This window comes from Bacillus infantis NRRL B-14911 (assembly GCF_000473245.1).
GTDB classification, from domain to species: domain Bacteria; phylum Bacillota; class Bacilli; order Bacillales; family Cytobacillaceae; genus Bacillus_AB; species Bacillus_AB infantis.
The window spans coordinates 4,673,647-4,697,333 of the sequence record NC_022524.1 but is presented as its reverse complement, the minus strand read 5'-3'; the positions used below and the strand labels follow the sequence as shown (position 1 = coordinate 4,697,333).

The 23,687-nt window shown below is 43.3% G+C and carries 25 protein-coding genes; 12 read left to right on the top strand and 13 right to left on the bottom strand.

Going from position 1 to position 23,687, the window contains the following annotated elements; all coding sequences use genetic code 11:
- The first annotated feature begins 1 nt into the window (after position 1).
- Positions 2-460 (top strand): SAM-dependent methyltransferase, encoded by a 459-nt coding sequence (locus tag N288_RS23200; RefSeq protein WP_009794514.1) that lies wholly within the window; start codon positions 2-4, stop codon positions 458-460.
- A 23-nt stretch (positions 461-483) separates the two neighbouring features.
- On the opposite strand, the gene N288_RS23195 is transcribed toward N288_RS23200, so the two are convergent.
- A complete protein-coding gene (locus N288_RS23195; RefSeq protein WP_022544566.1) occupies positions 484-2,262 on the bottom strand; it encodes an extracellular catalytic domain type 1 short-chain-length polyhydroxyalkanoate depolymerase in 1,779 nt (592 codons plus the stop codon).
- Between the two features lie 135 nt (positions 2,263-2,397).
- Between N288_RS23195 and N288_RS23190 the strand changes: the two genes are divergently transcribed.
- Positions 2,398-3,054 carry a hypothetical protein gene (locus N288_RS23190; RefSeq protein WP_009794512.1) on the top strand — a complete coding sequence of 219 codons (657 nt, stop codon included), beginning with the start codon at positions 2,398-2,400 and terminating at the stop codon, positions 3,052-3,054.
- Positions 3,055-3,523: 469 nt separating this feature from the next.
- Here the strand turns inward: N288_RS23190 and N288_RS23180 are convergent, their stop codons facing one another.
- Entirely contained in the window at positions 3,524-4,078 is a 555-nt protein-coding gene (locus N288_RS23180; RefSeq protein ID WP_022544563.1) for a hypothetical protein, read from the bottom strand.
- A gap of 154 nt (positions 4,079-4,232) precedes the next feature.
- Between N288_RS23180 and N288_RS23175 the strand changes: the two genes are divergently transcribed.
- On the top strand, positions 4,233-5,516 hold the full coding sequence (locus N288_RS23175) for a S41 family peptidase (protein WP_009794509.1): 1,284 nt from the start codon (positions 4,233-4,235) through the stop codon (positions 5,514-5,516).
- A gap of 47 nt (positions 5,517-5,563) precedes the next feature.
- Here N288_RS23175 and N288_RS23170 read toward each other — a convergent pair whose 3' ends face one another.
- From N288_RS23170 to N288_RS23160, 3 genes are all read right to left on the bottom strand, one after another.
- Positions 5,564-6,490 carry an RNA polymerase sigma factor gene (locus N288_RS23170; protein WP_009794508.1) on the bottom strand — a complete coding sequence of 309 codons (927 nt, stop codon included), beginning with the start codon at positions 6,488-6,490 and terminating at the stop codon, positions 5,564-5,566.
- Between the two features lie 247 nt (positions 6,491-6,737).
- Entirely contained in the window at positions 6,738-7,451 is a 714-nt protein-coding gene (locus tag N288_RS23165) for a GntR family transcriptional regulator (protein WP_009794507.1), read from the bottom strand.
- A gap of 147 nt (positions 7,452-7,598) precedes the next feature.
- The gene (locus N288_RS23160; RefSeq protein WP_022544562.1) at positions 7,599-8,798 is read right to left on the bottom strand and encodes an enolase C-terminal domain-like protein; all 1,200 of its coding nucleotides are present in this window, start codon (positions 8,796-8,798) and stop codon (positions 7,599-7,601) included.
- Between the two features lie 310 nt (positions 8,799-9,108).
- Between N288_RS23160 and N288_RS23155 the strand changes: the two genes are divergently transcribed.
- The 3 genes from N288_RS23155 (at position 9,109) to N288_RS23145 (ending at position 12,269) form a co-directional block, all read left to right on the top strand.
- On the top strand, positions 9,109-10,494 hold the full coding sequence (locus tag N288_RS23155; protein WP_022544561.1) for a PTS transporter subunit EIIC: 1,386 nt from the start codon (positions 9,109-9,111) through the stop codon (positions 10,492-10,494).
- A 118-nt stretch (positions 10,495-10,612) separates the two neighbouring features.
- A complete protein-coding gene (locus tag N288_RS23150; RefSeq protein WP_009794504.1) occupies positions 10,613-11,263 on the top strand; it encodes a bifunctional 4-hydroxy-2-oxoglutarate aldolase/2-dehydro-3-deoxy-phosphogluconate aldolase in 651 nt (216 codons plus the stop codon).
- Position 11,264: 1 nt separating this feature from the next.
- Entirely contained in the window at positions 11,265-12,269 is a 1,005-nt protein-coding gene (locus tag N288_RS23145) for a sugar kinase (RefSeq protein ID WP_009794503.1), read from the top strand.
- Positions 12,270-12,453: 184 nt separating this feature from the next.
- Here the strand turns inward: N288_RS23145 and N288_RS23140 are convergent, their stop codons facing one another.
- The 3 genes from N288_RS23140 to N288_RS23130 form a co-directional block, all read right to left on the bottom strand.
- Positions 12,454-12,972 (bottom strand): restriction endonuclease, encoded by a 519-nt coding sequence (locus tag N288_RS23140; RefSeq protein ID WP_009794501.1) that lies wholly within the window; start codon positions 12,970-12,972, stop codon positions 12,454-12,456.
- Positions 12,973-13,047: 75 nt separating this feature from the next.
- A complete protein-coding gene (locus N288_RS23135) occupies positions 13,048-13,269 on the bottom strand; it encodes a hypothetical protein (protein ID WP_022544560.1) in 222 nt (73 codons plus the stop codon).
- 23 nt (positions 13,270-13,292) lie between these two features.
- A complete protein-coding gene (locus N288_RS23130; protein WP_009794499.1) occupies positions 13,293-14,030 on the bottom strand; it encodes a MerR family transcriptional regulator in 738 nt (245 codons plus the stop codon).
- A gap of 92 nt (positions 14,031-14,122) precedes the next feature.
- Here N288_RS23130 and N288_RS23125 point away from each other — a divergent pair, with 92 nt between their 5' ends.
- Both N288_RS23125 and N288_RS23120 read left to right on the top strand, forming a co-directional pair.
- Entirely contained in the window at positions 14,123-14,827 is a 705-nt protein-coding gene (locus tag N288_RS23125; RefSeq protein ID WP_009794498.1) for a CPBP family intramembrane glutamic endopeptidase, read from the top strand.
- 87 nt (positions 14,828-14,914) lie between these two features.
- Complete coding sequence (locus N288_RS23120) at positions 14,915-15,370, top strand: NUDIX hydrolase (RefSeq protein WP_022544559.1); 456 nt, start codon at positions 14,915-14,917, stop codon at positions 15,368-15,370.
- Positions 15,371-15,410: 40 nt separating this feature from the next.
- Here N288_RS23120 and N288_RS23115 read toward each other — a convergent pair whose 3' ends face one another.
- The 3 genes from N288_RS23115 to N288_RS23105 all read right to left on the bottom strand — a co-directional run bounded on the left by N288_RS23115 (position 15,411) and on the right by N288_RS23105 (position 19,563).
- Positions 15,411-17,057, bottom strand: a complete 1,647-nt coding sequence (locus N288_RS23115; protein WP_009794495.1) for a hypothetical protein — start codon at positions 17,055-17,057, stop codon at positions 15,411-15,413.
- 2 nt (positions 17,058-17,059) lie between these two features.
- Complete coding sequence (locus N288_RS23110) at positions 17,060-17,836, bottom strand: ABC transporter ATP-binding protein (RefSeq protein WP_009794494.1); 777 nt, start codon at positions 17,834-17,836, stop codon at positions 17,060-17,062.
- A gap of 1,118 nt (positions 17,837-18,954) precedes the next feature.
- On the bottom strand, positions 18,955-19,563 hold the full coding sequence (locus N288_RS23105; protein ID WP_009794493.1) for a lysozyme inhibitor LprI family protein: 609 nt from the start codon (positions 19,561-19,563) through the stop codon (positions 18,955-18,957).
- A gap of 311 nt (positions 19,564-19,874) precedes the next feature.
- Here N288_RS23105 and N288_RS23100 point away from each other — a divergent pair, with 311 nt between their 5' ends.
- On the top strand, positions 19,875-20,294 hold the full coding sequence (locus N288_RS23100; RefSeq protein WP_009794492.1) for a universal stress protein: 420 nt from the start codon (positions 19,875-19,877) through the stop codon (positions 20,292-20,294).
- Between the two features lie 56 nt (positions 20,295-20,350).
- On the opposite strand, the gene N288_RS23095 is transcribed toward N288_RS23100, so the two are convergent.
- Both N288_RS23095 and N288_RS23090 read right to left on the bottom strand, forming a co-directional pair.
- Positions 20,351-21,043, bottom strand: coding sequence for an LrgB family protein (locus N288_RS23095; RefSeq protein ID WP_022544558.1), 693 nt, complete (start codon positions 21,041-21,043; stop codon positions 20,351-20,353).
- Positions 21,016-21,417: a CidA/LrgA family holin-like protein gene (locus N288_RS23090; protein WP_035402941.1), complete on the bottom strand. Its 402-nt coding sequence runs from the start codon at positions 21,415-21,417 to the stop codon at positions 21,016-21,018. The genes N288_RS23095 and N288_RS23090 overlap by 28 nt, the downstream gene beginning before the upstream one ends.
- A gap of 159 nt (positions 21,418-21,576) precedes the next feature.
- Between N288_RS23090 and N288_RS23085 the strand changes: the two genes are divergently transcribed.
- The 3 genes from N288_RS23085 (at position 21,577) to N288_RS23075 (ending at position 23,578) form a co-directional block, all read left to right on the top strand.
- Positions 21,577-22,014: a MarR family winged helix-turn-helix transcriptional regulator gene (locus N288_RS23085; protein WP_009794489.1), complete on the top strand. Its 438-nt coding sequence runs from the start codon at positions 21,577-21,579 to the stop codon at positions 22,012-22,014.
- Between the two features lie 112 nt (positions 22,015-22,126).
- Positions 22,127-22,930 (top strand): hypothetical protein, encoded by an 804-nt coding sequence (locus N288_RS23080; RefSeq protein ID WP_009794488.1) that lies wholly within the window; start codon positions 22,127-22,129, stop codon positions 22,928-22,930.
- Positions 22,931-22,942: 12 nt separating this feature from the next.
- Positions 22,943-23,578, top strand: a complete 636-nt coding sequence (locus tag N288_RS23075; RefSeq protein ID WP_009794487.1) for a DUF3885 domain-containing protein — start codon at positions 22,943-22,945, stop codon at positions 23,576-23,578.
- Positions 23,579-23,687: the final 109 nt, after the last annotated feature.

The following is a 23,687-nucleotide window of genomic DNA, read 5'->3' as shown; positions in this document are numbered from 1 at the left end:
TATGATTACAGTAAATCCTATCGGGATTGCATATAATGAAAGACACGAAATAGAGGACGATTACTGGGGCGAAGTGGTCAGCAGGATCGTGCTGGACGATTCTCTGCCAGAAGACGGGCTCGACGGAATTGAATCCTTCTCCCACTTAGAAATCATTTATCATTTTCATCGGGTGGATCAAAGTAAAATAGTGCCTGGTGCAAGGCATCCCAGAAATGACAGCAGCCTCCCAAAAGTGGGGATCTTTGCTCAGCGCGGCAAAAATAGACCGAATCAACTAGGCCTGACAACTGTGAGGATAGTCAAAAGAGAAGGCAGGGAACTGACCGTCACTGGGCTTGATTGCATCAATGGGACGCCGATTCTTGATATCAAGCCGGTGATGGAGGAATTCCTGCCTAAAGAGCCTATCAGCCAGCCAGATTGGTCCCATGAGATTATGAAGAATTATTGGGACTGAAGTTCAAAGGGAAAAAAGAGAGATCAGTTGGCGCGATTTACTATTAGAACCGGAGAAAGATCTCCATTCCCGCCTCCATAAAAAAGGACGGAGTTCTGATTAAAGCTAGCTGCCGTTGCTGCTTTTAGCCTGAACTGAGTCTTGCCGCTCCGGTTGATTTGAGCCAGTGCGCTGGCCGGGATATCTATATCAATGTAATTAGAAACGGCGGCCGGCTGAAAACTGGCTATATCGGTAAGTGTGGCTGCGGCGGAATAATCGTTTTGTTCGATTGGGGCAGATCCAAAAGTTCCGTTCTTCATGTCGATTTTTACATCAGTGACTGCCCCTGTGATCAATTTTGTATACAGGCGCAATTTTGCTGACCCAATCGCTGTCTGTCCGAGCGTGCTTGTGTCAAAGGATAAGATCCCTCTGAAGGTATCAGTATTGTACATTCCTTTATCGCCAGCCTTGATGTCCCCGGAGCCTTTGCCATCTGCTGTGAAGCGGCCGGCAAACCCGCTTTCCCCTGAGATGGCGCTGAATGTCAGCGAGTCCCCGGGAGGAGCATCTTCTTCGATGATATATACTTCTTCTTTGACAGACTCTCTTTGCCCGGAGCTGTCCTGGCTGAAAAACTTAAGGGTCGTATCGTCGTAAATGTAAATCGGTCCCGTGTAGAGTGTGGATTGTGCTGTAGGATTCGAACCGTCCACTGTGTAGTAAGTGGATGCTTCTTTATTGGTCTGGAGCTCTACATAGACAGGCTGATTATAGGTTCCGCCTTTAGGGCTTGCTGATGTAGCAGGGGCATCGCCGGCATCTCCTCCATCATCACCGCCTGCAAATGAATGGAAAAATTCCCACATCATCCGGCTGGCATCAGGGCCCTGTGGATCCGTATAGCTGCCTTGCACATTTCCCCCTGACCAGGCATGCCCCATGCTTTGGACAGTGACTTTTTTCATCCAGACTCTGCCGTCCCCAGCTTTATAATGGCTGACAGTGTAGCTTTTTCCGCCAGGAACGTTTAAGTTCTCGGTTTGGTCCGGCTGGTCGTCGATCCAGCCATCCTCTTTGCCGTTCTGTGCTAAGTCGTTTGTCACTGCCCATTGGGTGATGACCTGGTTTCCATTTACCGGTGCGACTGTATAGTCCGAAGTTCCGTGAAACACTATGACTGGCATGGTGTCTGCCTGGCTTCCCATTGCCTGATAGGCAGCCCTCCCCTGGCGCACAGGGTCAGGGCCGCCGCTCGACATAGCCGTAAAAGCTCCGGTCATGCTGGTTGCAGCCTTGTATTCAAGACCCGCTCCCACCCCAATTCCAGAGAAAAGGTCAGGATATGCGGCCCCCATGATCACGCTCATCGCTGCACCTGCTGAGAGACCCGCCGCATACACCTGATCTCCTTGGACTGAGTAATTATTTTTAATAAGATTTACCATCCCGGCGATAGCAGCTGGTTCCCCGCTGCCGCGCGACTGGTGGGCTGCCTCGAACCAGTTCCAGCACTTATTGGAATTGGCGCTGCTGGTCTGTTCAGGATACAGTACCAAGAACCCTTTTTCATCAGCGAGTGTATTCATCTTTGTCCCTGTCGCAAACTGGCTGGCATCCTGTGTGCACCCATGCAGCATGACATATAACGGATAAGACTGACTTTCATTGTACTGATCAGGAACATACAATTTATAAGGCTTCCCTGCATAGGTACCTGTAATAAATTGTCCTGCAGCCTTTGAATTACCAGGAAGCAATGTGACCGAGCATACAAAAATCAAAACGATTAAACCAATCCAGGATTTTCTGCGAGCCATCAAAACCATTCCTCCTTTTCATTCTTCGGGTCTAGTGTAGGAGGGGGGAGTTACAATGAAGTTACAGTATCCAGGAAGGGATTGAGCATTTTTTGTTGAATTTTATATTGATTAATATATAGAGGCGGGTTTGAATTGAAAATAAAGTTAGGGTGCTTACACGCCCATTTTTCGAATATCGAATACATTGAGAAAGCCTTTGCCCCATATGATATGGAACTAATACATTTTGTTGATCCTGCATTAATATATCGAGTTACATCAGATAGGAGCTTCAAAACTGCAGACGCACGAAATAAAGTAAAGGAACAGATAGAATGGATAGCCCAATGTAATGTTGATGCCATACTGGTTACTTGCACAAACTATATTACTATTCTATCGGAAGAACAACTTTCAATTTCTGTGCCTATCATAAAGATTGATGAACCCTTCTTTGAGTCTGTCTGTAAAGTAAAGCGGGCACAGACAATCGTATTTACAAATCCTGCAACAGTCAAAGGAACTTTAGAGCGTCTGAATCAATATGCACACAATCATCAGAAATCGATTGATATAGAGGCAAAGGTAATCAACAATACTTTTGAATTGATAATGCAAGGGAGAAAGCACGAATATAACCAAGAAATTTCCAAGTTTTTGCAAGGGATTATTCTGGAAGATAAAATAATTTCTGTTGCTCAACTATCTATGGTCCAAGCATCCAAAGAAATTAAGCATAAGTCTAAAACTATAATTAATCCCTTGGATACATTAGTCTCTTCCGTGGTCAAAAAGTTGAAATTAGAATGAACCAGGGGGACAGGTCCCTTGGCTCTTTTTTGGCTGGGCCAGGGGGACCTGTCCCTGCATGGTTACATATTTATATCATTTTCTGGTGTTCATTTTTCGTCTGATTACCTATTTGCAGACCTAATTGAATTTGCAAACGACAACAGTATTTCAATAACTAAAACAAAAGATTATCGGGTGATTGAAAAATAATGCTGTTAGAAAGAGGGGCCTGCCCTTGAAGCCTTTTAAAGATAAGATCTATTGGACGCTGATGCCTGTAGCATTAATTATTAGTTTTGTAATCATATTTTTTCTCCCAATAAAGAATATCTACGCATATATGACCCCATTAGTATTTTGGATTGTTTATTATATCTGGACTTATTTTGATGAAAAACGCAATAACAAACAATAAGGTTTCTTATCGGCCTATTTGATCCGGCACTTTTGCCCAGCAAAAAACAAAGGGATGGAATACTCCATCCCTCTATCCATTATTCTCAATAATATCCTCAACAATCTCAAACGCCTTCTCCTTAGTCATTCCCTCTCTCAATGAAAACTCAATATGATAAGAACCTTTCTCGAGATTGAAGAATGCTATTAGCATATCTGTGTCAGCCGCAATCTCTCTATAATGGACATCCACACCGTTCATCGTTTTAATCTTGCTGTCAATTTCACCATCAATGATCTCGAAATTGCTGTAGGTGATGATGAAAAGCCAGGGTTCTCCATCATAAAGTCCATATAGAACCTTCGAATCCATTGTATTCTCATATTTTTCGATATACTCTTTGTCTCTTAACTTACCCTTTTCTTTTGAATAGACCACAACCAGGTCCTTCTTGTCACCTGTTGGCGGATATTTAACCTCAGCCGATGTGATGGAATACTGTTCATATTCAGGAATAAATACATCAGTCTCAAATTCATCGCCAGCCTGCTCTTGAAAAGAATTGGCTCCTCCGTCCGTTTGAGAGGAACAGGCACTGGCAATTAACATTAATCCAAGCAGCAAAAGACTCATTCTCCGCTTCAATTTCTCAGCTCCCTGTTTTTTTGGATGCTGTTATATATTAACATATTATTCCAAATAATTTAAAGGAAGAACAGTTTATACCTCTTAAGAAGGTCAAACCTTTCATGATATAGAATAGGTAATATAAGGAATAACATGAATGCGGAGGATTAGAATGGAACAGATCTTCAGAGACATTGTTGAAATAATGCATCACGACTATGCGGGGTGCATCGATAAAAAAGGATATGATCATCCGGAGGCTTATTTTGAAAAAATACAGCTTTTAAAAGAAACCAATAGGCTGACCAGGGAGCAGTTTGCAGATATAGTAAGAGACTATTTATTGGACTTTCAAGACCATCATATTTACTTTGCTGACAGCTCGGCGGAAAAAAGAAAGCCGGTGGACAGAGGATTCCAGGTCAGGCGATATAAGGACTGCCTTTATGTTACCGGGGCGAAAAATGAACAAAAATTAAATGCCGGCATGGCGATTATTTCGCTTGGGGGCTTCACCATCCCGGAACTGAAAGAAAAGCACAGCCGGCTTTTGAAGGCTAACCATCCCGAACGGGAAGACTGGATGCCGATCCTTTCGCTGTATGAATATGGCGACATAGAGGATGAGCAGGGGAATGTTCGTAAAATTACTTTCAGTACTTATGAAAAACCAGGATATACGCCAGCCTATACTGTGGAAAAGGTGAATCAGGATACATTGCTATTCACCATTACTGATTTTGCGGATCCAGATGCCATTGTAAAACTGGTCAGAGATAATAGGGATCTTATTGAATCAGCAACCCAATGGATAATAGATGTTCGGGTCAATTATGGCGGAAGCGACTCCAGCTACTATCCTCTCATGCCGTATATCATGCCTGAAGAAGGTGTGGAGCTCGCTGACAGAGAGGATACGATGCTGTTTAACTGCACCCATTCGAACACCGGCAGATTTCTGGCGGGAGCGTTCCCGGAACTGGAAGGCATACAGGGGGAAGAGGCACAGCAATTCCTTAAGGTCTTTATTCGGGAGTGGCAGAAGAACAAAGGAAAAGGATTCGTCGAGTTTGATTTTAAAGATATTGTGCCCGACACGTATGTGAAAGGCGCCAAATATCCTAAATCAGTTGCAGTTTTGTCAGATTATATGTGCGGCAGTTCGGGTGATTCCTTTGTTGAGCTTTGTAAAAAGTCCAGCAAAGTCCGGGTCATCGGCAGGCCGACAAAAGGATTAAATGATTATGCCAACCTCATAAGCAAGCACTGGGATAACGGATTTGAATTCATGTATCCCACTTCAAGGCTGTCACGGATTGACAGGGGCATGGGGATGACGGGCAAAGGGATAGCGCCAGATTTGTATGTACCATGGACACCCGAGCACTTGAAGCGGGATGTTGACCTGGAGAAGGCGATAGAATGGCTGGCATTGGAAAAAAGTACATTCAGGTAGGGCGATTTTACAAGAGAAAAAGACAGACCTAAATCTGCCTTTAAAGATTACTTCGCCCAATCCACAGGCGGCTTAGTAAGCTGTGCCGGCACACCTAGTTCCTCTGCGGCCGCCAGAATGAATTCTTTACGGAAAAAATAGCTTACATGCCTGACAATTTTTCCGTTTTCGGTTTCCTGGTACTGAATGTCATGGATGAACGGGCCTTGTCCTTCGTCGGCAAAAACAATAATAACCGGCTTGCCCCAAAGTATGCGGGACTCGGCCCTGTATCCAGGCAATCCATAGCGCAGCGAGCCATTCCGCATTTCTTCTTTGCTAAATTCTGCGAAGCCTAAAGGTGCTTCATTTTGTGCCTGGTCACTGATCAGATCCAGGACTGCTTCGACATCGCCTTCGTTTAAGGCCTTTAAATAGGCTTTGATGACCGGCTCATTTTCATGGACGAAGCGGTGATCCTGAGTTTCCGGATTGTTATGCTGCTTCAATTTTTCCTTCATCCTTCTCGTTGTGGCATAAACGGCTCCCGGCGTGGTCCTGGCCATGCCAGCCACTTCCTCTGCCTTGAACTTAAAGACTTCAAACAGCAGGAATACGGCAATTTGCCTTGGCTTGAACAGCTCAACAAGGTAGCCGAGTGCCTGCTGAAGCTCTAGCGTCTCCGTAAATTCAACCGTTGGTATATCTCCTTCGTCTAACGTGCCAAGATTTCTTTTCTCCCTGCGGCAGTGGTCGATCCAGATGTTAGTGGCCATCCTGTACAAATAGGATTTTGTATTTGTCGGATGCCATCTTTGAAATAATCCGCCCAATGCCTTCAGCATCGTTTCCTGAAACAAATCCTCGCCATCCCACGGGGATCCGGTCAGATAACGGCAATAATTCCATAGCTGCCCTGAATGGGCCTGTGCCATTTCAGAAAACATTTCCTTCAGTTCGCGTGCTTTGCCTGCTAATTCTTGTTCTGTCACCATATAATCAGCTCCTTTATTGGTAGGACGAATAGGTAGGGCGAAATTGTACGCAAATAATGAATTGATTTATAATTTTCATTGCTTGTTTGATTTACTCTGCACTGTTAAAAGAATCTTTTACCGAAGGTCTTGTTTCGCAACGCAGTAAAAGTAATGGTGTCCCTATGGAATTTAAAAGAGGCTAACAAAAGGGAGAGGCAGTGTGTCTATAGAACGGTAACTATGGTCTACTAAAATGGATACACAACTAGTTTTTCCTGTATTTATGGCTGTAGGGGTTAAAAGGTGTAAAGTAAGAAACTGAATAATCCAAGTTTATGATTTCGCTGAACTCAAATACTTTACTGTTTTGAAGAATACCTCTATTGATAATTTTCATTGCTGCTTCTCCTTTTTTGCAGTTCAGAAGCGCAGCCTCTTCCTTGGTTACATTTACAGCTGTGTATGTTGTGATGAAGTGGGATATATGATAGTCGCATTCCTGTACATAATCATGGACAGATTTTTTTATTTCTTCTTCATTTAAATCAGGAAAGTAGGAGTAAGGCAATCTTGTGGTTTCAATTTGCATTTTTTGATAGTTAACAATGCGTACCCGTTGATATTCCCATAATTTTTTATCGTCGCCACTGATATCAAAAATTTGTTCTAAGTTCTTATCTGGTTTAATCTTTTTTAAATATATAATTTTAGATTGAATATCTTTGAATTTTTTTTCAGTTAAAGAATTATAGATCAATGGGCTTCTATATCTGGATTCATTGACGAAAATTCCCGACCCCTGAACAATTTTGATGCATCCAATATTCACAAGCTTCTTTAGGGCTTCTCGAATGGTATATCGCGATACTTCATATTGGACCGCAAGCTCCCTTTCGGTAGGCATCTTCTCACCAGTTTTATATTTATTTTGATAAATCTTGCTGAGGATATCGTCTGCAATGAAATCTCGTTTATTCATAAGTTTTACCTCAAAAAATGATTTTGACTACTAATCTTGACTACTAATCTATTCTTTCATATTCTCTCTTTGCAGGAAAGCCTTTAACTAAAAGTACCTCTAGTGCATAATGCGCTAGGGGTACTTTATGAGCATTAGCTCTGTGCTTTATGGTGTATGAATGGTTCCATTTGGAATGCGTGCTTGCGTCCATTCATGTTTGCGGTAGATAACAGGATACTCTTTAGCCATCTCTTCATTAAAATCTACTCCAATACCTACTCTTTCAATTGGATAAATATAGCCATCTATTACCTCAATTGAATTAGGAAACATCCTTTTTATCGTTTCTTCTGGCTCTTGTACCTCTTGAATGGCTGCGTTATGAAGATGGATATTTAAGTGCGTATTGACAGCTACTCCAATGGGGGTCATATCAGATGGTCCATGCCATGCAATGCGGACACCAAAATTCTCACATAATGCCGCTAATTTTAGGGCAGGTGTAATTCCCCCGATTTGTGATACATGGCAGCGGATATAATCAATCTGCCGATTGACAATAAGGTTCCTCCACTCCGCAGGGTTATTAAACAATTCACCCGTTGCCAAAGGCGTGGTACATTGCGACCGCAACTGTGATAACCACTCATTTTGATCAGGAGGCAAGATATCTTCTAAGAAGAAAAGCTTATAGGGCTCCAAATCCTTTGCTAATTGTAGTGCCTGATTAGGAAACAGCCTTTCGTGAACATCATGGAGAAAATGAATGTCATATCCATACTTCTCACGCAGTGCTTTAAACATTTTTACAACATCTTTCATATAAATATCCGGATCAAAGTACTCTCCCTCACTTAAATCTCTGGCTAAATGCATCTGATGATTTTTGCCGCCGTATAAACCTAGTTGACAGCGGATATGGCGATAACCCTTCTTAACCAAAGAATCTACATTGGAAAATAGTTCTTCCAGTGTCAATCCATCTGCATGTGCATAAGCCCCAATCGCATCTTTGGATTTCCCTCCAAACAATTGGTAAAGCGGCATATCCGCCAGCTTGGCTTTAATATCCCACAAAGCCATGTCAATCCCGGCAATTGCATTATTTAAAACAGGGCCATTCCTCCAATAGGAATTAACCATCATTACATGCCACAGGTCTTCAATATTGTTGGCATCCCTATTGATTAATAGCGGTTTTAAATATTCATCTATAATAGTTTGTACAGCTAAAGGACGCTGCTGAAATGTTGCACAGCCATATCCATAAACACCTTTATTGGTTTCTATTTTGACAACAATAAGATTATGTCTTTGTGGATTAGTCACAAATGATTTTATATCTGTTATAAATGTGGGTTCCAACTGTGATTCTTCCTCTCGTTTTAAATTGCATGTGTCAACTCGAAGCAATTTATACTTAAATTAAAACATAGCAAAAATGGCAGCGTCAATTTGGTATGGGAAGTCGTGTAATTAGGATGATTTACCGTACCAATTCTAAAACATTTTAGAACATAAACCTTGATATAATAGGGTTTTAATGGTTCTGATGGTCTTTTTAAACCGCTTTCAAACCATTTTCTAATATGCTATTATTTGCGTGTCAATTCGAATTGCAATGAGGAATGAATAGATCTGGCCAATTTTTTACGATGAGGAGTTGAAACCAAAGGTGAAAGAAAGAGATACCGTAAGAAATATCATCGAACATGTCGGTGGAAAAGAGAATATAAAGAAAGCCTGGCACTGTATGACAAGGCTGCGTTTTGATTTATATGATGATTCCTTAATTCAGCATGAAAAGGTTAAACAATTAACTGGTGTTATTGGTGAACAACTGCAAAGCGACCAATATCAAATCATAATGGGGACAAATGTCCAAAAGTATTACTCCCTTTTAGTAGAAGAGCTGGGTATTGATGAAATAGACGAAAGTGAGCAGGAAAGTAACAAGAAAAAGGGTCTTTTCTCACGCTTATTGGATGTAGTTTCAGGAGTATTCGGTCCCATTGTTCCGGCAATCGCAGGTGCAGGGATGGTTAAAGGGATTATAGCAGGCTTAATTGCATTGAATGTTTTGTCAGCGGATACAGAAACGGTAAAAATCTTGGACTTAATTGCAAGCAGTGTCTTTTATTTCTTGCCATTTTTTATTGCGGCATCAGCCGCCAAAATATTCAAAACCAATCAGTATCTTGCTATTGCGATAGCAGCTGGCTTTATGTACCCAACCTTGAATGATGCTGCTAAGTTAGGAGAAGTCAGTCAATTTCACTTTATAGGATTGCCAATACCGGTGATTAACTATGCCGGAAACGTTATACCTGTCATTTTATCTATATGGGCATTAAGTTTTATTCACAGATTAGTTGATAAGTATATGCCTAGCGTGTTAAAAACTGTATTCACCCCTACACTAACGCTGCTGATTGGCTTGCCTTTTGCATTAATTGTTTCTGGGCCTTTAGGAAGTTATGTCGGCAAGGGATTAGCCTTTATTGTTCAATCATTATTCGATATTTCTCCTGTTCTGGCAGGGGTGGTCATGGGTGGATTGCGGCCGATTGAAATTGTATTTGGAGTGCACCACGCGATGACACCTATTGCCTTGCAGAACTTCGCAGATAAAGGCTATGACATGCTCATGCCTATGATGTTTATGACAAACATGGCTATTGCAGGCGCTACATTTGCCATGTTCTTTAAAGCCAAGAGCAAAGCAGAGAAGTCCATTATTCTTTCTGCAACAATTTCAGCTCTTTTAGGTATTACAGAGCCAGCATTATTTGGGGTTCTCATTAAAAATCGAAAATCATTTATTGGCTGTTCTATCGGCAGTGCGATAGCTGCTACTTTCTTTGCAATCATGGGAGTCAGAATTTATGGCTATATCCTCTCAAGTATTGTAAGTTTGGTTGCATATGTAGGACCATACTTCACATACGCTTTAATTGGAATTGCCATTGCCATTGGCACATCATTTGTGATTACGTACTTTGCTGTGAAGAATAACAAAGAGAATCCACATAGCAATTTTACATTAAAGGAAATTGGCTAATGGCTTAATTTTACATGAAATCAGCTAGTTAATATGAAAGTAAATGCTTGACTTCCTCTTGGACGTCAAGCATTTGCTTTAATAGAACAGGAAAAAGAACATGATGAGGTGAGGTCCAATGAAAAAAATAGCTATATTAAATAAATTGATAAATAGCGGTGTTATTGCAGTTATAAGAGCGGATTCAAAGAAAGAAGCATTAGGCATTACAGAGGCCATAGTAAATGGTGGATTCACAGGATTGGAATTAACCTTTACCATACCAGATGCGGAAGGGGCAATCCGGGAAATCAAAGAAAAGTATGCTGATCACGATCAGCTAGTAATAGGGGCAGGAACTGTCTTAGATGCAACTACAGCAAGGATTGCCATTATGGCAGGGGCAGAATATATTGTTAGTCCATTTTTTGATCAGCAGACTGCAGAATGCTGCCATTTGTACCAGATCCCGTATCTTCCTGGCTGTATGAGCATAACGGAAATATCACATGCGTTAAAAGCAGGCGTGGATATTATTAAGTTATTCCCAGGCAGTGGATTTGGACCAGGATTTATAAGTGCCATAAAAGCGCCCTTGCCGCAAGCGAATATTATGCCCACAGGCGGGGTGAGTCTGGAGAATATGGAGCAATGGTTTGCAAATGGAAGTATGGCTGTTGGAGTGGGCGGCAGCTTATTAGCACCTGCAAAAACAGGAGATTTTGAAGAAATTACAAAATTGGCCAGGCAGTATATGGACAAGCTTAAGGCTATCAGAGGAGACCTATAAAATGAGCCGGATTCTGACTTTAGGAGAAATAATGCTCAGATTGTCTACCAGGGTGGATACTAGATTAAGCGAATCAAAACAATTTCAGGTTCACTATGGAGGCGGTGAGGCTAATGTAGCGATTAGTTTGGCTAATTATAACCATTCAGTATCTTTCGCAAGTAAAGTCCCGAATAATGCATTGGGACTGGCTGTGAAGAGGCATTTGCAGCAATATGGGGTATCAACTGATTTATTGCTATTCGGGGGGACTAGACTGGGGTCTTATTATCTAGAAAGTGGTGTTGGGGAACGCTCATCTTCCGTCATCTACGATCGTGCTTATTCCAGTTTCTCAGAGATAGAGATGCTTGAATGGTCTATGGATGAGCTTTTTGGTGATGTGGAGTTATTCCACGTTTCTGGAATTACCCCCGCTCTATCTGATAATTGGGCCAAGCTAACTGAGCAATTGATGAAGGAAGCAAAAAAACGCAGTGTGAAGATAAGCTTTGATATTAACTATCGTGCTAAATTATGGAGTTATATAAAAGCAAAAAGTATACTGCCGGCGTTGCTTCCTTATGCGGATTATTGCTCGGCCGGCAAGTTAGATGCTATCCACCTTTTGGGGATTGAAGAGCAAAGTAAGGATGGAGAAGATGTGGCTAATTATTATCAGCAAATGAGTGACCTCTACCCAAACATTGAGATGTTTTATTCAACTTTAAGAGAAATAAAGTCGACCAGCGACCATATATTGAAAGGAACTATTTGGAATAAGGGTGTTCTATATGCCTCAAAGAAACACTTCATTGTACCGGTAATCGATCGTGTCGGCGGCGGCGATGCCTTTTCTGCCGGTATTATACATGGATTATTAACTAAGCAGGATTTGGATTATACGGTATCGTTCGCGACGGCTGCTTCTGCAATGAAACACACAATTACTGGAGATTGTAATCAATTTTCAATAGAAGAGATCGAAGAGTTTATGACCCGCGATGATCAGAGAATAAAAAGGTGAGTTCGGGGTTTTTTATTAATGAATGATTCGGATAAATTGGCAAGAGCTAATGGCAAGATACCAAAAAGAGTTAGAAAAGTATAAAGAAGCCAACACATTCAATGGTCAGTGCTCGCTTATAAAAAGTAAGAGGTTGGAATGATAAGGATTTTGCTGCCTATCTTAGAAGGAAGGATTCCGGATGCTAACCCCGGATTCTCTTCCCTCTTCTCACTGCCAGGATCCAATCCATAAACTTCTCCCGCGCATACAGCCGTATAGGAAGCTTCCTGGCGTATTCGGAAGCTTGAGGAGTATAGCCATAATTGGTGATCACCCAGCATTCGTCAGCATCATATGCATCCAGTTGTTTGAAAATCCGCTGCACTAGGCGGATCCCAACGCCCCTTTTATGGCTTTTCACTTTAACAATCGCTTTTTTGCCCGCTGGCGTCTCCAGCAAAAAGCTGATATCTGGATGTTCTCTTTCAAGCCTTGAAATGGTATAGCCTGATTTAGCCAATAATGGAATAGTGAACTCCTTCAATTCTTCATCTGTCATCTTGTCGGTAACCCAAACCTCAGAATCTTCCTGCCTTTTCGTCATCCGCCTGAGCCGAAACAAGGCATAAATAAAATACAAAATCACTTCACTGATAAAAATGAAAACTGCCGTTTCCCCATTGCCTGTTTTGATAAAAGAGAAGAACGGTACTGCAATCATTGTGATCCAAACAAAAATATGAACACGATTGTTTATGGCGTAACACATCCTTTTATTAATAGTCAATCGATCTTACTAGGCACCAGGATGCTTTTCACAAAAAACAGGGGACCAAAAACCTTCCTTCTTGATCGTCACTGTTCTTTCTGTATCAAAGCTTTCAAAGCACTGGTCTATGATCTGTTTGTTCACCTGATGATTCTTCGCGATTTGAATGACCATGACAGTTCCGATTGTTAAAATAGCTATGCTTCCGATGATGGCCAGCATCATTTGCACTTGTTTGTTTTTCTTCAATGATCTTTCTCCTTTCTTGTTGATTAGCTGCCAGCCCTTGAACCCGCATAAGCCAAACAGCGCTCCACAAACTCCAGCACCTCTTCTGAAACAGGATAGAGCCCAGTTTCCTCGGCAGGCATTTTCCTGACTTCCCAAAATTGGTCCATCAGTTCTGTATCTCCCTGGAAGCTTTTATTTGATAGATGGATTAATTCAGAAGCAATTTCAAAGCCTTCCTCCGACTCGGCTGTAATGTGGTGTTCCACGCACCATTCAATCCTTCGCAGCAGGGAAACATACTGCTGGGTGATTTCATCATTGCTGCCAAGGTTTGGGATTGTTTTTTCCAGGAACGCTATTTCCTCTTCCTGAAAATAGTCGGTCCATTTCTTGGAACGCTTTTGTGAATTTTGCACAAGCTCTGCGACTCGATCCCAGGATAGTGAATCCTCTAAATCGGTCATATTGATCAGAGATGCTGTGTTGGAGATGCTTGTTTGGAGCTCTGAGAGCTGCTCCTGCAGGTGATTATAGTGGGATACTAAGATTTGTTTATAAGAAAGCTGTTTCAGTACCTCACGGATCTCCTCTAACGGAAGTGAAAGGGACTTAAGAATCAATATTTTCTCCAATGTAAATAAGTCTTCCTCTGAATAATGCCGCTTTCCATTTTCATCTTTAAAGCTTGGCGCCAGAAGGCCGATTTGATCATAATAGCGGAGTGTGCGAACGGAAACATTGCGCTGCTTCGCTGCTTCTCCGGTTGTCCAGCGTTTCATTGGAATTCCTCCTAAAAAAAGCTTGCGGGTTACGCCGCGTCACCCAATATAGTTAGATTATACCATTTGAAAGTTAGAAAGAGGGATGAAGAATGGGAACAGATCAAATGAATTGGAAAACACGGGACCCCTGGGGCTGGAGAGAATTCATTTTATTAATGCTGCTTGAATTTATTATTGTAATTGGAGTCGTGAAGCTTATTGTACAGCCTCTTTATGCCGAGTGGCTTAAAGACGATTTATATGCCGGGACATTAACCGGATTAACAATAGCCGTTATTCTAATGGCGGGGGTATATTTTACTGCCCTCCGCCCAAAAAGGCTTTCCTGGAGGGAGGTTGGAGTAAAAGGATTCGCTTTGAAGGATTGGAAGCTCATCGGGCTGTATTCGGCAGTCTTGCTGGCCGGCGCCGTCATCATTGTTGTGCTTACCAGCTTTATAGGCAATACGTGGGAAAACAGCAAAACTGAGGCCATGCAGCAAAACGTCACTTTTTTCACAGTGCTCATTGCCTTCATTTCTGCTGCTGTCATTTCGCCCATATATGAGGAAATCTTCTACAGAGGCTTCTTGTATCGCTGGCTGCGGACACGGATGGGGCTGACGGGGGCGCTGCTGCTCAGCTCGCTGATCTTTACCATCATTCATATCCCGACCTATAACGTCATGCCCGTCAATTTCTTCAGCGGCATTCTTTTCGCCCTGGCTTACGAGCGGACAGGCTCCATCTGGCCTCCGGTATTAATTCACGGGCTGACGAATGGATTTATGGTGTTGCTGACTAGTCTTGGATAATGGGTGGGATTTTTGAAATTAAAAAAGAAGGGGACTGGATTGAGAATGTGGAAATATACTCCATATAGAAAGGAAATGGGGGAGACTATGGGGTATATAGAAGATTTACGCACTGTTGTAGGCAATGAGCCGCTCATATTGGTTGGCGTTGCAGTAGCGGTCATCAATGATATGGGAGAATTTTTGCTGCAAAAAAGGATTGACGGCCGCTGGGGCGTTCCCGGGGGATTCATTGAATTAGGCGAATCCACTGAAGAAGCAGGAAGAAGGGAAGTCCTGGAGGAAACCGGCATTGAAATAGGCAGGCTAGATTTGGCCGGCGTGATTTCAGGAAAAGAGCATTATGTGAAATTACCGAACGGGGATGAATTTTATCCCGTGACAATCGCCTATATCTCGAGGGATATGAAAGGCGGCGTTCTTAAAGCAGACGGTTTGGAAACGACTGAGGCAAAATTTTTCAGAGCAGATGAGCTGCCTGAAGGGCTGAATCCTATGATAAAGAATCTTATAAAGCAATATGCACAATCTTTATCGCAATAAAAAAGAAGCCGCCAAACCATGGCGGCTTTCTTCTGCCTTCCTACTCAAGAACATCCTTCCAAGTAACCCTAAACGCCAGCTTCCAAAAAACCGCCAGATATATAAGGGCAACTGCCATATACAGATAGATTCCATACGGCAGCAATGTGCTTAAGTAGTGCAGTCCGGCAAATAATCCGGCAAACAGCATCAGTCCGAATATAATCACACCATTGCCGTTCTGATTATACTGGTCAAAAGACTCCGAAAACGGAATCGCTGTTTTCAGGAACATGAAGCAAAGGACCGCATAGGTACAGGCATTGATAAACACGACAACCAGATCCGGCACAACCCTTGCCCCGAAAAGCAGGACAAACAGGACACTCAATATAGAGTAGATCGGCAGATACAATTTAAGGATAAATGCCTTTATCGTTCCGCTGAACATGGGGCCAAGCTGGTCTAAAGGCGCGGCTCTGAAAATCCAGCTCCCTTTATATTTACCTGAATACTTCAGGAGGAGCATGATGGTCGGGATGATGATCATGCTGAAATAGATAGATAAATATGATTTGCTGCCTTCCAGGCGGCTGAGGTCTGTATCAAAACTGCTGAATATCATTAGAAACGGAACGACGATGGAAAACCCTAATGAAGGGTACACCTTCAGCTTGAAATCCCGTTCATTTTTCATCATGCTGCTGGCAAATTTAAAGAATGCTCTTTCTTCCTTTGAGCGGCAAAGCACCTTAAGGAGGAATCGGCCGGTTTTGCTCCGCTTCTTTTCCTTAGCACTGCCGTGATAGGCAAGCTTCTGCAGGTTTTGCTCAAAAGACGAATTGAATTTCGTATAAATCCAAATGCTCAGGAACGGAACCACGATACTTAAAGCTGTAAAGATGATATAGAACGGCTGGAAGCGGCCGTTCAGCACCAATTCCATATTGGCTCCAAACCACATCGGGAAGATGAATACCTGCCACCATTCAGGCTCCAGTGAGACGGTGAAATCAATGATAGCAAAGGAGCGGATCAGCAATTGATAGCCGACCATGATCATCAGGGAAAGCCCGATCTGGACATAGTTAATAAGATCTTTTAATTTCTCCCCATCAAAGAATCTCAGGAATGCGAGATAGATAAGCGCAGTCAATCCAACGATAAACAGGTCAATCAGGATGATGTTGATGACTGCGGTCAGGAAGAATAAAGGTCCAATGTTAAAAAGCCCGACAAACAATGGTATTGTGGCAAGTGCGATGGTAAGAAATGATAGATAGATGACAACATGAACCATTTTAGCTGTATTGATCGTTTTGCGGTCAACAGGCTTCGGAAACAGGATATTCCGATCGCGTATATCCAGCAGAACCGTCGAAAAATCGGAAATCATCGCTGTCATGACAAAAAAGGTGAAAATCCCATAAAAAAGGCTCATTTGAAAAAGATAATTCTCACCCATCAGCAGAAAGGGAATCATGAACAGCCCGAATAAAACATAAATCCATAGTGATTTTATATACTGATTGCTCTTTTCCTTGTCTTCTGCCTTCCTCGCATTCTGCGCAAAAACGGTTGGCACACGTCGCCCATCCATCGTCAGCTTTACTTGCAGGATCATTCTCATAACCTTGTAGTCTACGCCAAAGCGGCTGAACATCCATTCAAAACGGTCTAATATTTTGAGAGTCTGAAAGTCCTGCATCTTTACATCTCCCCTACAATCGAAACAAACCTGGCGCCCAGTTCCTTATGCTCGCTGAACCCAGTCAGCTGGTTGAAGATCTGCTCAAGCGAGCCTTCCGTCTTTTGCTGCAGTTCTTCAAAGGTGCCATCAGCAGCAATCCGCCCATCATGAAGGAGGATGATGCGGCTGCTGATCTTTTCGACCACATCCATAATGTGAGAAGAATAGAAGATCGTTTTGCCCTGCACAGCCAGCTGGGCCATAATCTCTTTAAAAATCATGACACTGTTCGCATCCAGGCCATTGATGGGCTCATCAAAAAACAGGAGGTCCGGATTATGCAATAAGCTTGAAATGATGAGCAGCTTCTGCCGCATGCCCTTTGAATAAGAAGTAATCCTGGAATAATAGACCTCCCCAATGCCAAACAGCTCCATCAAGGCCTTAGCTTTATAGCTGGCAAGGTCAGAATCAATGCCGTACAGCTCGCCGATAAACGTTAAATACTCATGGCCCGTTAAATTGTCATAAACCTCAGCAATTTCAGGCACATAGCCGATTTTCCTTTTATAATCAATCTTCCCATCCGATATATCCTGGCCGAAGATCTTTACCCCGCCTGAATACCCGTCCTCAATCCCCAGCATAATTTTCACAGTCGTACTCTTTCCGGCACCATTCGGTCCGATATAGCCAATGATCTCCCCGCGCTTCACCTGTAAAGAAACACCTTTCAGCACAGGCTTCGATCCATAGCTCTTTTTCAGGTCTTCAATCTCTAATATAATGTCTTCCATACCCCTAACCCCATTTCAAAATAATTCCATTTATTATTAGTGTAACATTAGGTGCTGGGGGGCTAAAGGGTGGATTGGGAATTGTTTCATTTTTTCAGTTGTTTACGATCTTGGAAGGATGCCATTGAACGAGTTGAGCAAGGGAACTTTGGGTTGGAAAGTGCGGGAGGAAGTCCTGTATGAGGCATTTAAAAGAGGACTTTACTGACCCAGAGTGATTCGGGGAATTGTCATGAGTCACTCAAGAGAGAGATTTCCGCCCCAGAGTGCCTCGATGAACCGGTATGAGTCACTCAAGAGAGTGATTCCTGCCCCAGAGTGCCTCAGAGAACCGATATGAGTCACTCAAGAGAGAGACCCCCTGCCCCAGAGTGCCTCAAAGACCCGGTATGAGTCACTCAAGGAGAGATTTCCGCACCAGAGTGCCTCAAAGAACCGGTATGAGTCACTCAAGAGAGTGATTCCTGCTCCAGAATGCCTCAGAGAACCGATATGAGTCACTCAAGAGAGAGACCCCCTGCCCCAGAGTGCCTCAAAGAACCGGTATGAATCACTCAAGAGAGTGAATGCTCACTCCAGAGTGCCTCAGAGAACCGATATGAGTCACTCAAGAGAGTGAATGCTCACTCCAGAGTGCCTCATAGAACCGATATGAGTCACTCAAGAGAGAGACCCCCTGCCCTAGAGTGCCTCAAAGAACCGGTATGAGTCACTCAAGAGAGTGAATGCTCACTCCAGAGTGCCTCAGAGAACCGATATGAGTCACTCAAGAGAGAGACCCCCTGCCCCAGAGTGCCTCAGAGAACCGATATGAGTCACTCAAGAGAGTGAATGCCCACTCCAGAGTGCCTCAGAGAACCGATATGAGTCACTCAAGAGAGAGACCCCCCGCCTCAGAGTGCCTCAGAGAACCGATATGAGTCACTCAAGAGAGAGACCCCCTGCCCCAGAGTGCCTCAGAGAACCGATATGAGTCACTCAAGAGAGAGACCCCCTGCCCCAGAGTACCTCAAAGAACCGGTATGAGGGATCTCAAAAAAACAAAAAAGGCATTGCTCAGCGCAATGCCTTAGGATACTTCCTTTTTTCAGTTTATCAGCAATCCCGCCAAGGAAGAATCAGTTCATATAATTTTCGACCAGTTCATAGCATCTTTCTTCTGTGATATCGGCCAGGACAGCGACATATTCTAAATGTTCCTGCGTGCCTCCTTCATACTTGAGGGATGCCTCCAATGCGCGGGCGTCACGTTCCTTTAGCCAATCGCGCTGTTCTTCTCTTAAGGACTCCATCTCTTCTGCCGGAAGCCGCTCTTGTAGAACTCCATAAATCTCATTCAGCCTGTCATCCCAGATTTCCCAACGGTCATTTTCTACTTTTTTCAAAGCGTATGTTGATGAATCTGCCGCTTCTAATGCGTCTGCTTCTTTTTTGCTGTTATTCAGTTTTTTGAGATACTCTTCCTTCAAGCTATCTTCGGTTTCATTGGCAGGAGGGTCTTCTTCTTTTTCAGATGCTGTGTCATCTGTATTCGTGCTGCCGGTATTTGTGTCATCTTCTGCAGAGTCTGCACCAGAAGATCCATGCTCTGTATCTTGAGACGAATCATTATTTTGCTGCTTCTCGGACTCATCGTTTGATACACCAGATGAGCTTTCACAAGCCGCTAATAGCAGTACTAATAAAACAGCAAATATGGCTATGTAATGTTTTCCTTTGTTTTCCATGTTAAAAAACCCCCTCTTTTAATTCATAACGTATTCTGGCGCCCAGTTAATAGATTTGGCTTCCTATTATACTGTAACATTATCTCTTTTATCTGGGAAAGCGGTGGGGGGAATAACGAAAACTTGTGGTCCGTATGGATCTATCAGTCCTGCTGCCAGTGTGTTCCGAAATCAGGAGAGCAATCTTTCATTTTTTTATCCTGCGTCATAGCTATTTAGCATATAAATAGATACAATCATTAATAAGTTGTAGGAAAGGCTTTACATCTCGAAATAAAAGCGCTTTCAATTTAATATCAGGAGGTTATCAAATGTACCAAAAGATATTATTAGCAACAGATGGTTCAGAGCACAGTAAAAGGGCTGCTGAAAATGCCATCCATATCGCCAAATGCAGTTCAGGTTCCAGGATTGAAATCGTCTATGTCGCCGATCCTGATAAAGCCAAGTCGGAAACGCTGAGCCACTGGAATTCTGCCAATCTTGGCGAGGGGAAAAAGAGGCGGCTGGCTGAAGTTGAAAAGCTTGCAAAGGAATCCGGAGTACAGTATGAGATCATTGTTCTGGATGGAGACCCGGGCCCATGCATTGTCGACTATGCCAATAAAAATAAAGCTGATATCGTAATCATCGGCAGCAGGGGGCTGAATGTCCTGCAGGAATTCGTTCTGGGAAGTGTGAGCCATAAGGTTGCCAAGCGGGCGGCCTGTCCGGTGCTGATTGTGAAGTGAGCTGCGGCTTTGCATATAAAAAAAACCTGCCTTCCAAATGGATAAGCAGGCTTTCTTTAAATATGGAACAGCCACACAATAACCGGACCAAACACGGATCCAAGAAGGGCGCACAGGGTCATCGAAACAGAGCTCATGGAGACGCTGACTTCGCCGTACTCGGACGCTTTTGAGGTACCGAGTCCGTGTGAGGCGCTGCCGAGTGCGATGCCGCGGCCAAGCGAGGAGCGGATCCGGACCCACTTGATGATGGAAGGGCCTAATAGGACACCTGAGAAGCCGGCGAGTGTGACAAAGATGACGGTCATGGAAGGAATGCCTCCAATACCGTCTGCAATCTGCATGGCAACGGGCGTGGTGATCGATTTAGGGATGAGCGACAGGATGAGCTCGTGGTTCATCCCGAGCAGCATAGCAAACAGCATGCCGGTGATCATCCCGGTGATCAGGCCCGTGAACACGCCGCCAAGTACTGGCAGACTGTATTTTTTCAAAACTTCGCGCTGAGTATAAAGCGGATAGGCAAGGGCAGTCACAGCAGGGCCAAGCAAAAAGTGGATCCATTTCCCGCCTGTCATATACTCTTTATACGGCACATGAAGTCCTGCAAGCAGGGCGACAATAATGATGGTAGAAGTCAGGACTGGAATGAATACAGGATAAGAATATCGCTTATATACGGAAGCCATCACCATATAGATGGTGATGGTCGAGAAAATCATCAGGATTGCGATGATAAGGCTTTGCACGCTTTTTTCTCCTTTCGTTTATCGGCACGGTTTTCTAAAAACTGGCTCATCAGGCCTGCAGCGGCAATCGTGGCTATCGTACTCACGACAACGATGGCAGCGAGTACTGCTCCGGTAGCGGAAAGCAGGCTCGGATAATTGACGACACCTGCCATCGACGGGATGAACAGGAGAGGCAGGATCGACAGCAGGAAGCTTGCTCCGTCTTTCACAAAGATGACCGGCACAATATGGAGCAGCAAACAGGCAAGCAGCAGTAAGAGTCCTATGATGCTGCCTGGTATTGGTATATGGAAAGCCCGCTGGATCACATCACCCGTAAAGGTGAAGGCGTATAGTACACAGATTTGGAGGACAATTTGCAGCCATTTCATGATAGTCATAGCCGTCCTGGAAAATAAGAACAGCGTTCCTCCTTTCAAAATCACTTTACTTTTCAGATAAATGTTTGTATAGTACAAGTATATATTTGTATTATACAAGCATTTTAATCTTTGTCAATCTATGTGCCACTCATACTAGGAGATGAAAGCATGTCAAAAGAGAAACAAAACGACGTTGAACTAATAGAATACGAATTGGCGACCTTCATCCGCAAGGCAGTCTATCTTGAGCAGTCGGAAAAGAAGATCGGCCAGCTGGAGCGCTCAGCCTATCTGCTGCTCAGACAGCTTGATGAATTCGGCCCAGCCCGCGTTAAAGAGCTTGCTGAAGCATTTAAGCTTGATATCTCGACATTGTCCAGACAGGCTGCGTCACTTGAATCAAAGGACCTTATCAAGCGCTGTTCCGATCCAAAGGATGGCAGAGTAAGCGTATTTTCAATTACAGACCTGGGAAAAGAAAAACTGGAAGCAGATATCGCAAACCGAAGGGCCCATTATTTCAAAGTTCTAAATGACTGGACAGAAGAAGAAAAGGAGATTTTCGGAAAGCTGGTTGTGCGACTCAATACTTCGTTCTTTGAGTAGCTTTTAAGACTTGAAAAAAAGTAAGCGCATCCATACCCGGAGCCGACAGGGAATTTCATCTGCTTTCCCTTTGATATAATAAGAGAAAAAGAGTGAAAAAAGAGGGAATCTTATGCTTCTTTATAAAATATCAGCATACCTGATGCTTGCCGGCCTGATGTGCCTGCTTGGCGATGGTATATGGATCATCAGCAGCTATGAAGACCCTGCTCCTTATCCGTTCGCCGCCTATCTATGGCTCTTTGCCGGAGTTCTTCTTATGCTCATATCTTTTACTTTTATGGAAGTGCTGAAGGGGAAGGCCGGCGGAAGCGATTCAGGCTTCCCTGGTTCTAAAAGAAAAGATATGAGGGAATATATCCAGCCTTTAGCGGCAAAGGCACAAAACGGTGATAAGCGTATTTGGGCTTTGCTGATTGCCATGGTAATCATCCTGGCTGCGGTCTTTTTTGCCTTTCCGGGTTTTCCGCTGCTCGATGTAGTTTTCACAGTGATCCCGGCAGCTGTTGGAGCCGGCTTCGTTCTATATATGGCGAAAGCCGAGCCGGAGGAAGACGATGAACCAGGCAAAGCTTACCGCTGGCTGCGTTTCATTGATTACCGCAGGCATCCGTTGAGCCTCGCCCTCCTGGTATTCATTCTGATGAACTTGTCATTGCTTTTATCCAAAAAATACGGAATCAGCCTTGTGATTGATCAGGAAGGCTACAGCCCTTATGCCACCTCGCTCAGGACAGAATTCCATCTCAATGCCGCTCTCCTGGTGTCCTGTGCCTGCCTGTATATCAACCAGCACGCCCCATTTCTCGGCTTTTATCAAAAAAACACCAGCCATATGGTCGTAGTCGGAATTCATTTTTTTGAGATTCTGGTCTGCGGTGTTGGATTATTTGTGCTGATTTTGAGCTGGTTTTAGGAGGTTATACTGATGGAAGTCAAAGCTTACTTGGAGAGGACTTTCCCTAATCTTATATTAAAGCCGAGCCTTTACTCCCAATGGAATATTGGCATCCACTTTGAACTCGGGAACGGAATCTATCAGTTCAAGGAAGATGGGGAATTGAACCTGGATCTGTTCGAGACTGTATACAGCCAGGCATGCTCCATTTTTATGTCACTTTTTTCGGAAGAAGATGAAATGGCTGTTGCTTTAAATATCTATCATCCCGAAACGGACAGAACGACAAAAAGGCCAACAAAGGTGTTTGGTCATTACTTAATAAATAAGAAGCTTAAATATAAAATCATACATGAAACTCTTAAGCATCTGCTTAATGATGAAGAGGCCGGGTATACTTCCCGATATTATCTGAAAGGCAGAAAAAGTGATTTTCATTGCCGCAAGCTTATTGAAGCAGCCTGCAATGAAGACTTCCTCCTGAAGCCAAGGTTCGGCAGTGCGGAGGTTTCCTATTATCCTGATATTTTTTTCATTAACATGACGAGGGATATTATCTTTTTCATCTATGATGACCGCGGATGTGAGGTTATTGCAGCCCGGACTGATAGCTTAAGGCAGCTGTATGGTGAATATAGCGAATGGGTTGATGAATATCATATGTGACTGCAAAGAGTGCTTAATTGCGCCTCTCTTTGCAGTTTTTTTTATGTTGACTTTCCCAAAAAGATACAATAAACTAACAAAGTACTCAAATTAAAGTACTTTTAATAAA

Bases quoted from the DNA above. Each gene is read 5' to 3' on its own strand.
- N288_RS23195 (WP_022544566.1), bottom strand. From the start codon at position 2,262: ATGGCTCGCAGAAAATCCTGGATTGGTTTAATCGTTTTGATTTTTGTA.
- N288_RS23105 (WP_009794493.1), bottom strand. From the start codon at position 19,563: ATGGAAAACAAAGGAAAACATTACATAGCCATATTTGCTGTTTTATTA.
- N288_RS23085 (WP_009794489.1), top strand. From the start codon at position 21,577: ATGTCAAAAGAGAAACAAAACGACGTTGAACTAATAGAATACGAATTG.
- N288_RS23080 (WP_009794488.1), top strand. From the start codon at position 22,127: ATGCTTCTTTATAAAATATCAGCATACCTGATGCTTGCCGGCCTGATG.
- N288_RS23145 (WP_009794503.1), top strand. From the start codon at position 11,265: ATGAGCCGGATTCTGACTTTAGGAGAAATAATGCTCAGATTGTCTACC.
- N288_RS23200 (WP_009794514.1), top strand. From the start codon at position 2: ATGATTACAGTAAATCCTATCGGGATTGCATATAATGAAAGACACGAA.
- N288_RS23115 (WP_009794495.1), bottom strand. From the start codon at position 17,057: ATGCAGGACTTTCAGACTCTCAAAATATTAGACCGTTTTGAATGGATG.
- N288_RS23125 (WP_009794498.1), top strand. From the start codon at position 14,123: ATGGGAACAGATCAAATGAATTGGAAAACACGGGACCCCTGGGGCTGG.
- N288_RS23130 (WP_009794499.1), bottom strand. From the start codon at position 14,030: ATGAAACGCTGGACAACCGGAGAAGCAGCGAAGCAGCGCAATGTTTCC.
- N288_RS23175 (WP_009794509.1), top strand. From the start codon at position 4,233: ATGGAACAGATCTTCAGAGACATTGTTGAAATAATGCATCACGACTAT.
- N288_RS23110 (WP_009794494.1), bottom strand. From the start codon at position 17,836: ATGGAAGACATTATATTAGAGATTGAAGACCTGAAAAAGAGCTATGGA.
- N288_RS23140 (WP_009794501.1), bottom strand. From the start codon at position 12,972: ATGATTGCAGTACCGTTCTTCTCTTTTATCAAAACAGGCAATGGGGAA.
- N288_RS23150 (WP_009794504.1), top strand. From the start codon at position 10,613: ATGAAAAAAATAGCTATATTAAATAAATTGATAAATAGCGGTGTTATT.
- N288_RS23090 (WP_035402941.1), bottom strand. From the start codon at position 21,417: ATGAAATGGCTGCAAATTGTCCTCCAAATCTGTGTACTATACGCCTTC.
- N288_RS23100 (WP_009794492.1), top strand. From the start codon at position 19,875: ATGTACCAAAAGATATTATTAGCAACAGATGGTTCAGAGCACAGTAAA.
- N288_RS23120 (WP_022544559.1), top strand. From the start codon at position 14,915: ATGGGGTATATAGAAGATTTACGCACTGTTGTAGGCAATGAGCCGCTC.
- N288_RS23165 (WP_009794507.1), bottom strand. From the start codon at position 7,451: ATGAATAAACGAGATTTCATTGCAGACGATATCCTCAGCAAGATTTAT.
- N288_RS23075 (WP_009794487.1), top strand. From the start codon at position 22,943: ATGGAAGTCAAAGCTTACTTGGAGAGGACTTTCCCTAATCTTATATTA.
- N288_RS23170 (WP_009794508.1), bottom strand. From the start codon at position 6,490: ATGGTGACAGAACAAGAATTAGCAGGCAAAGCACGCGAACTGAAGGAA.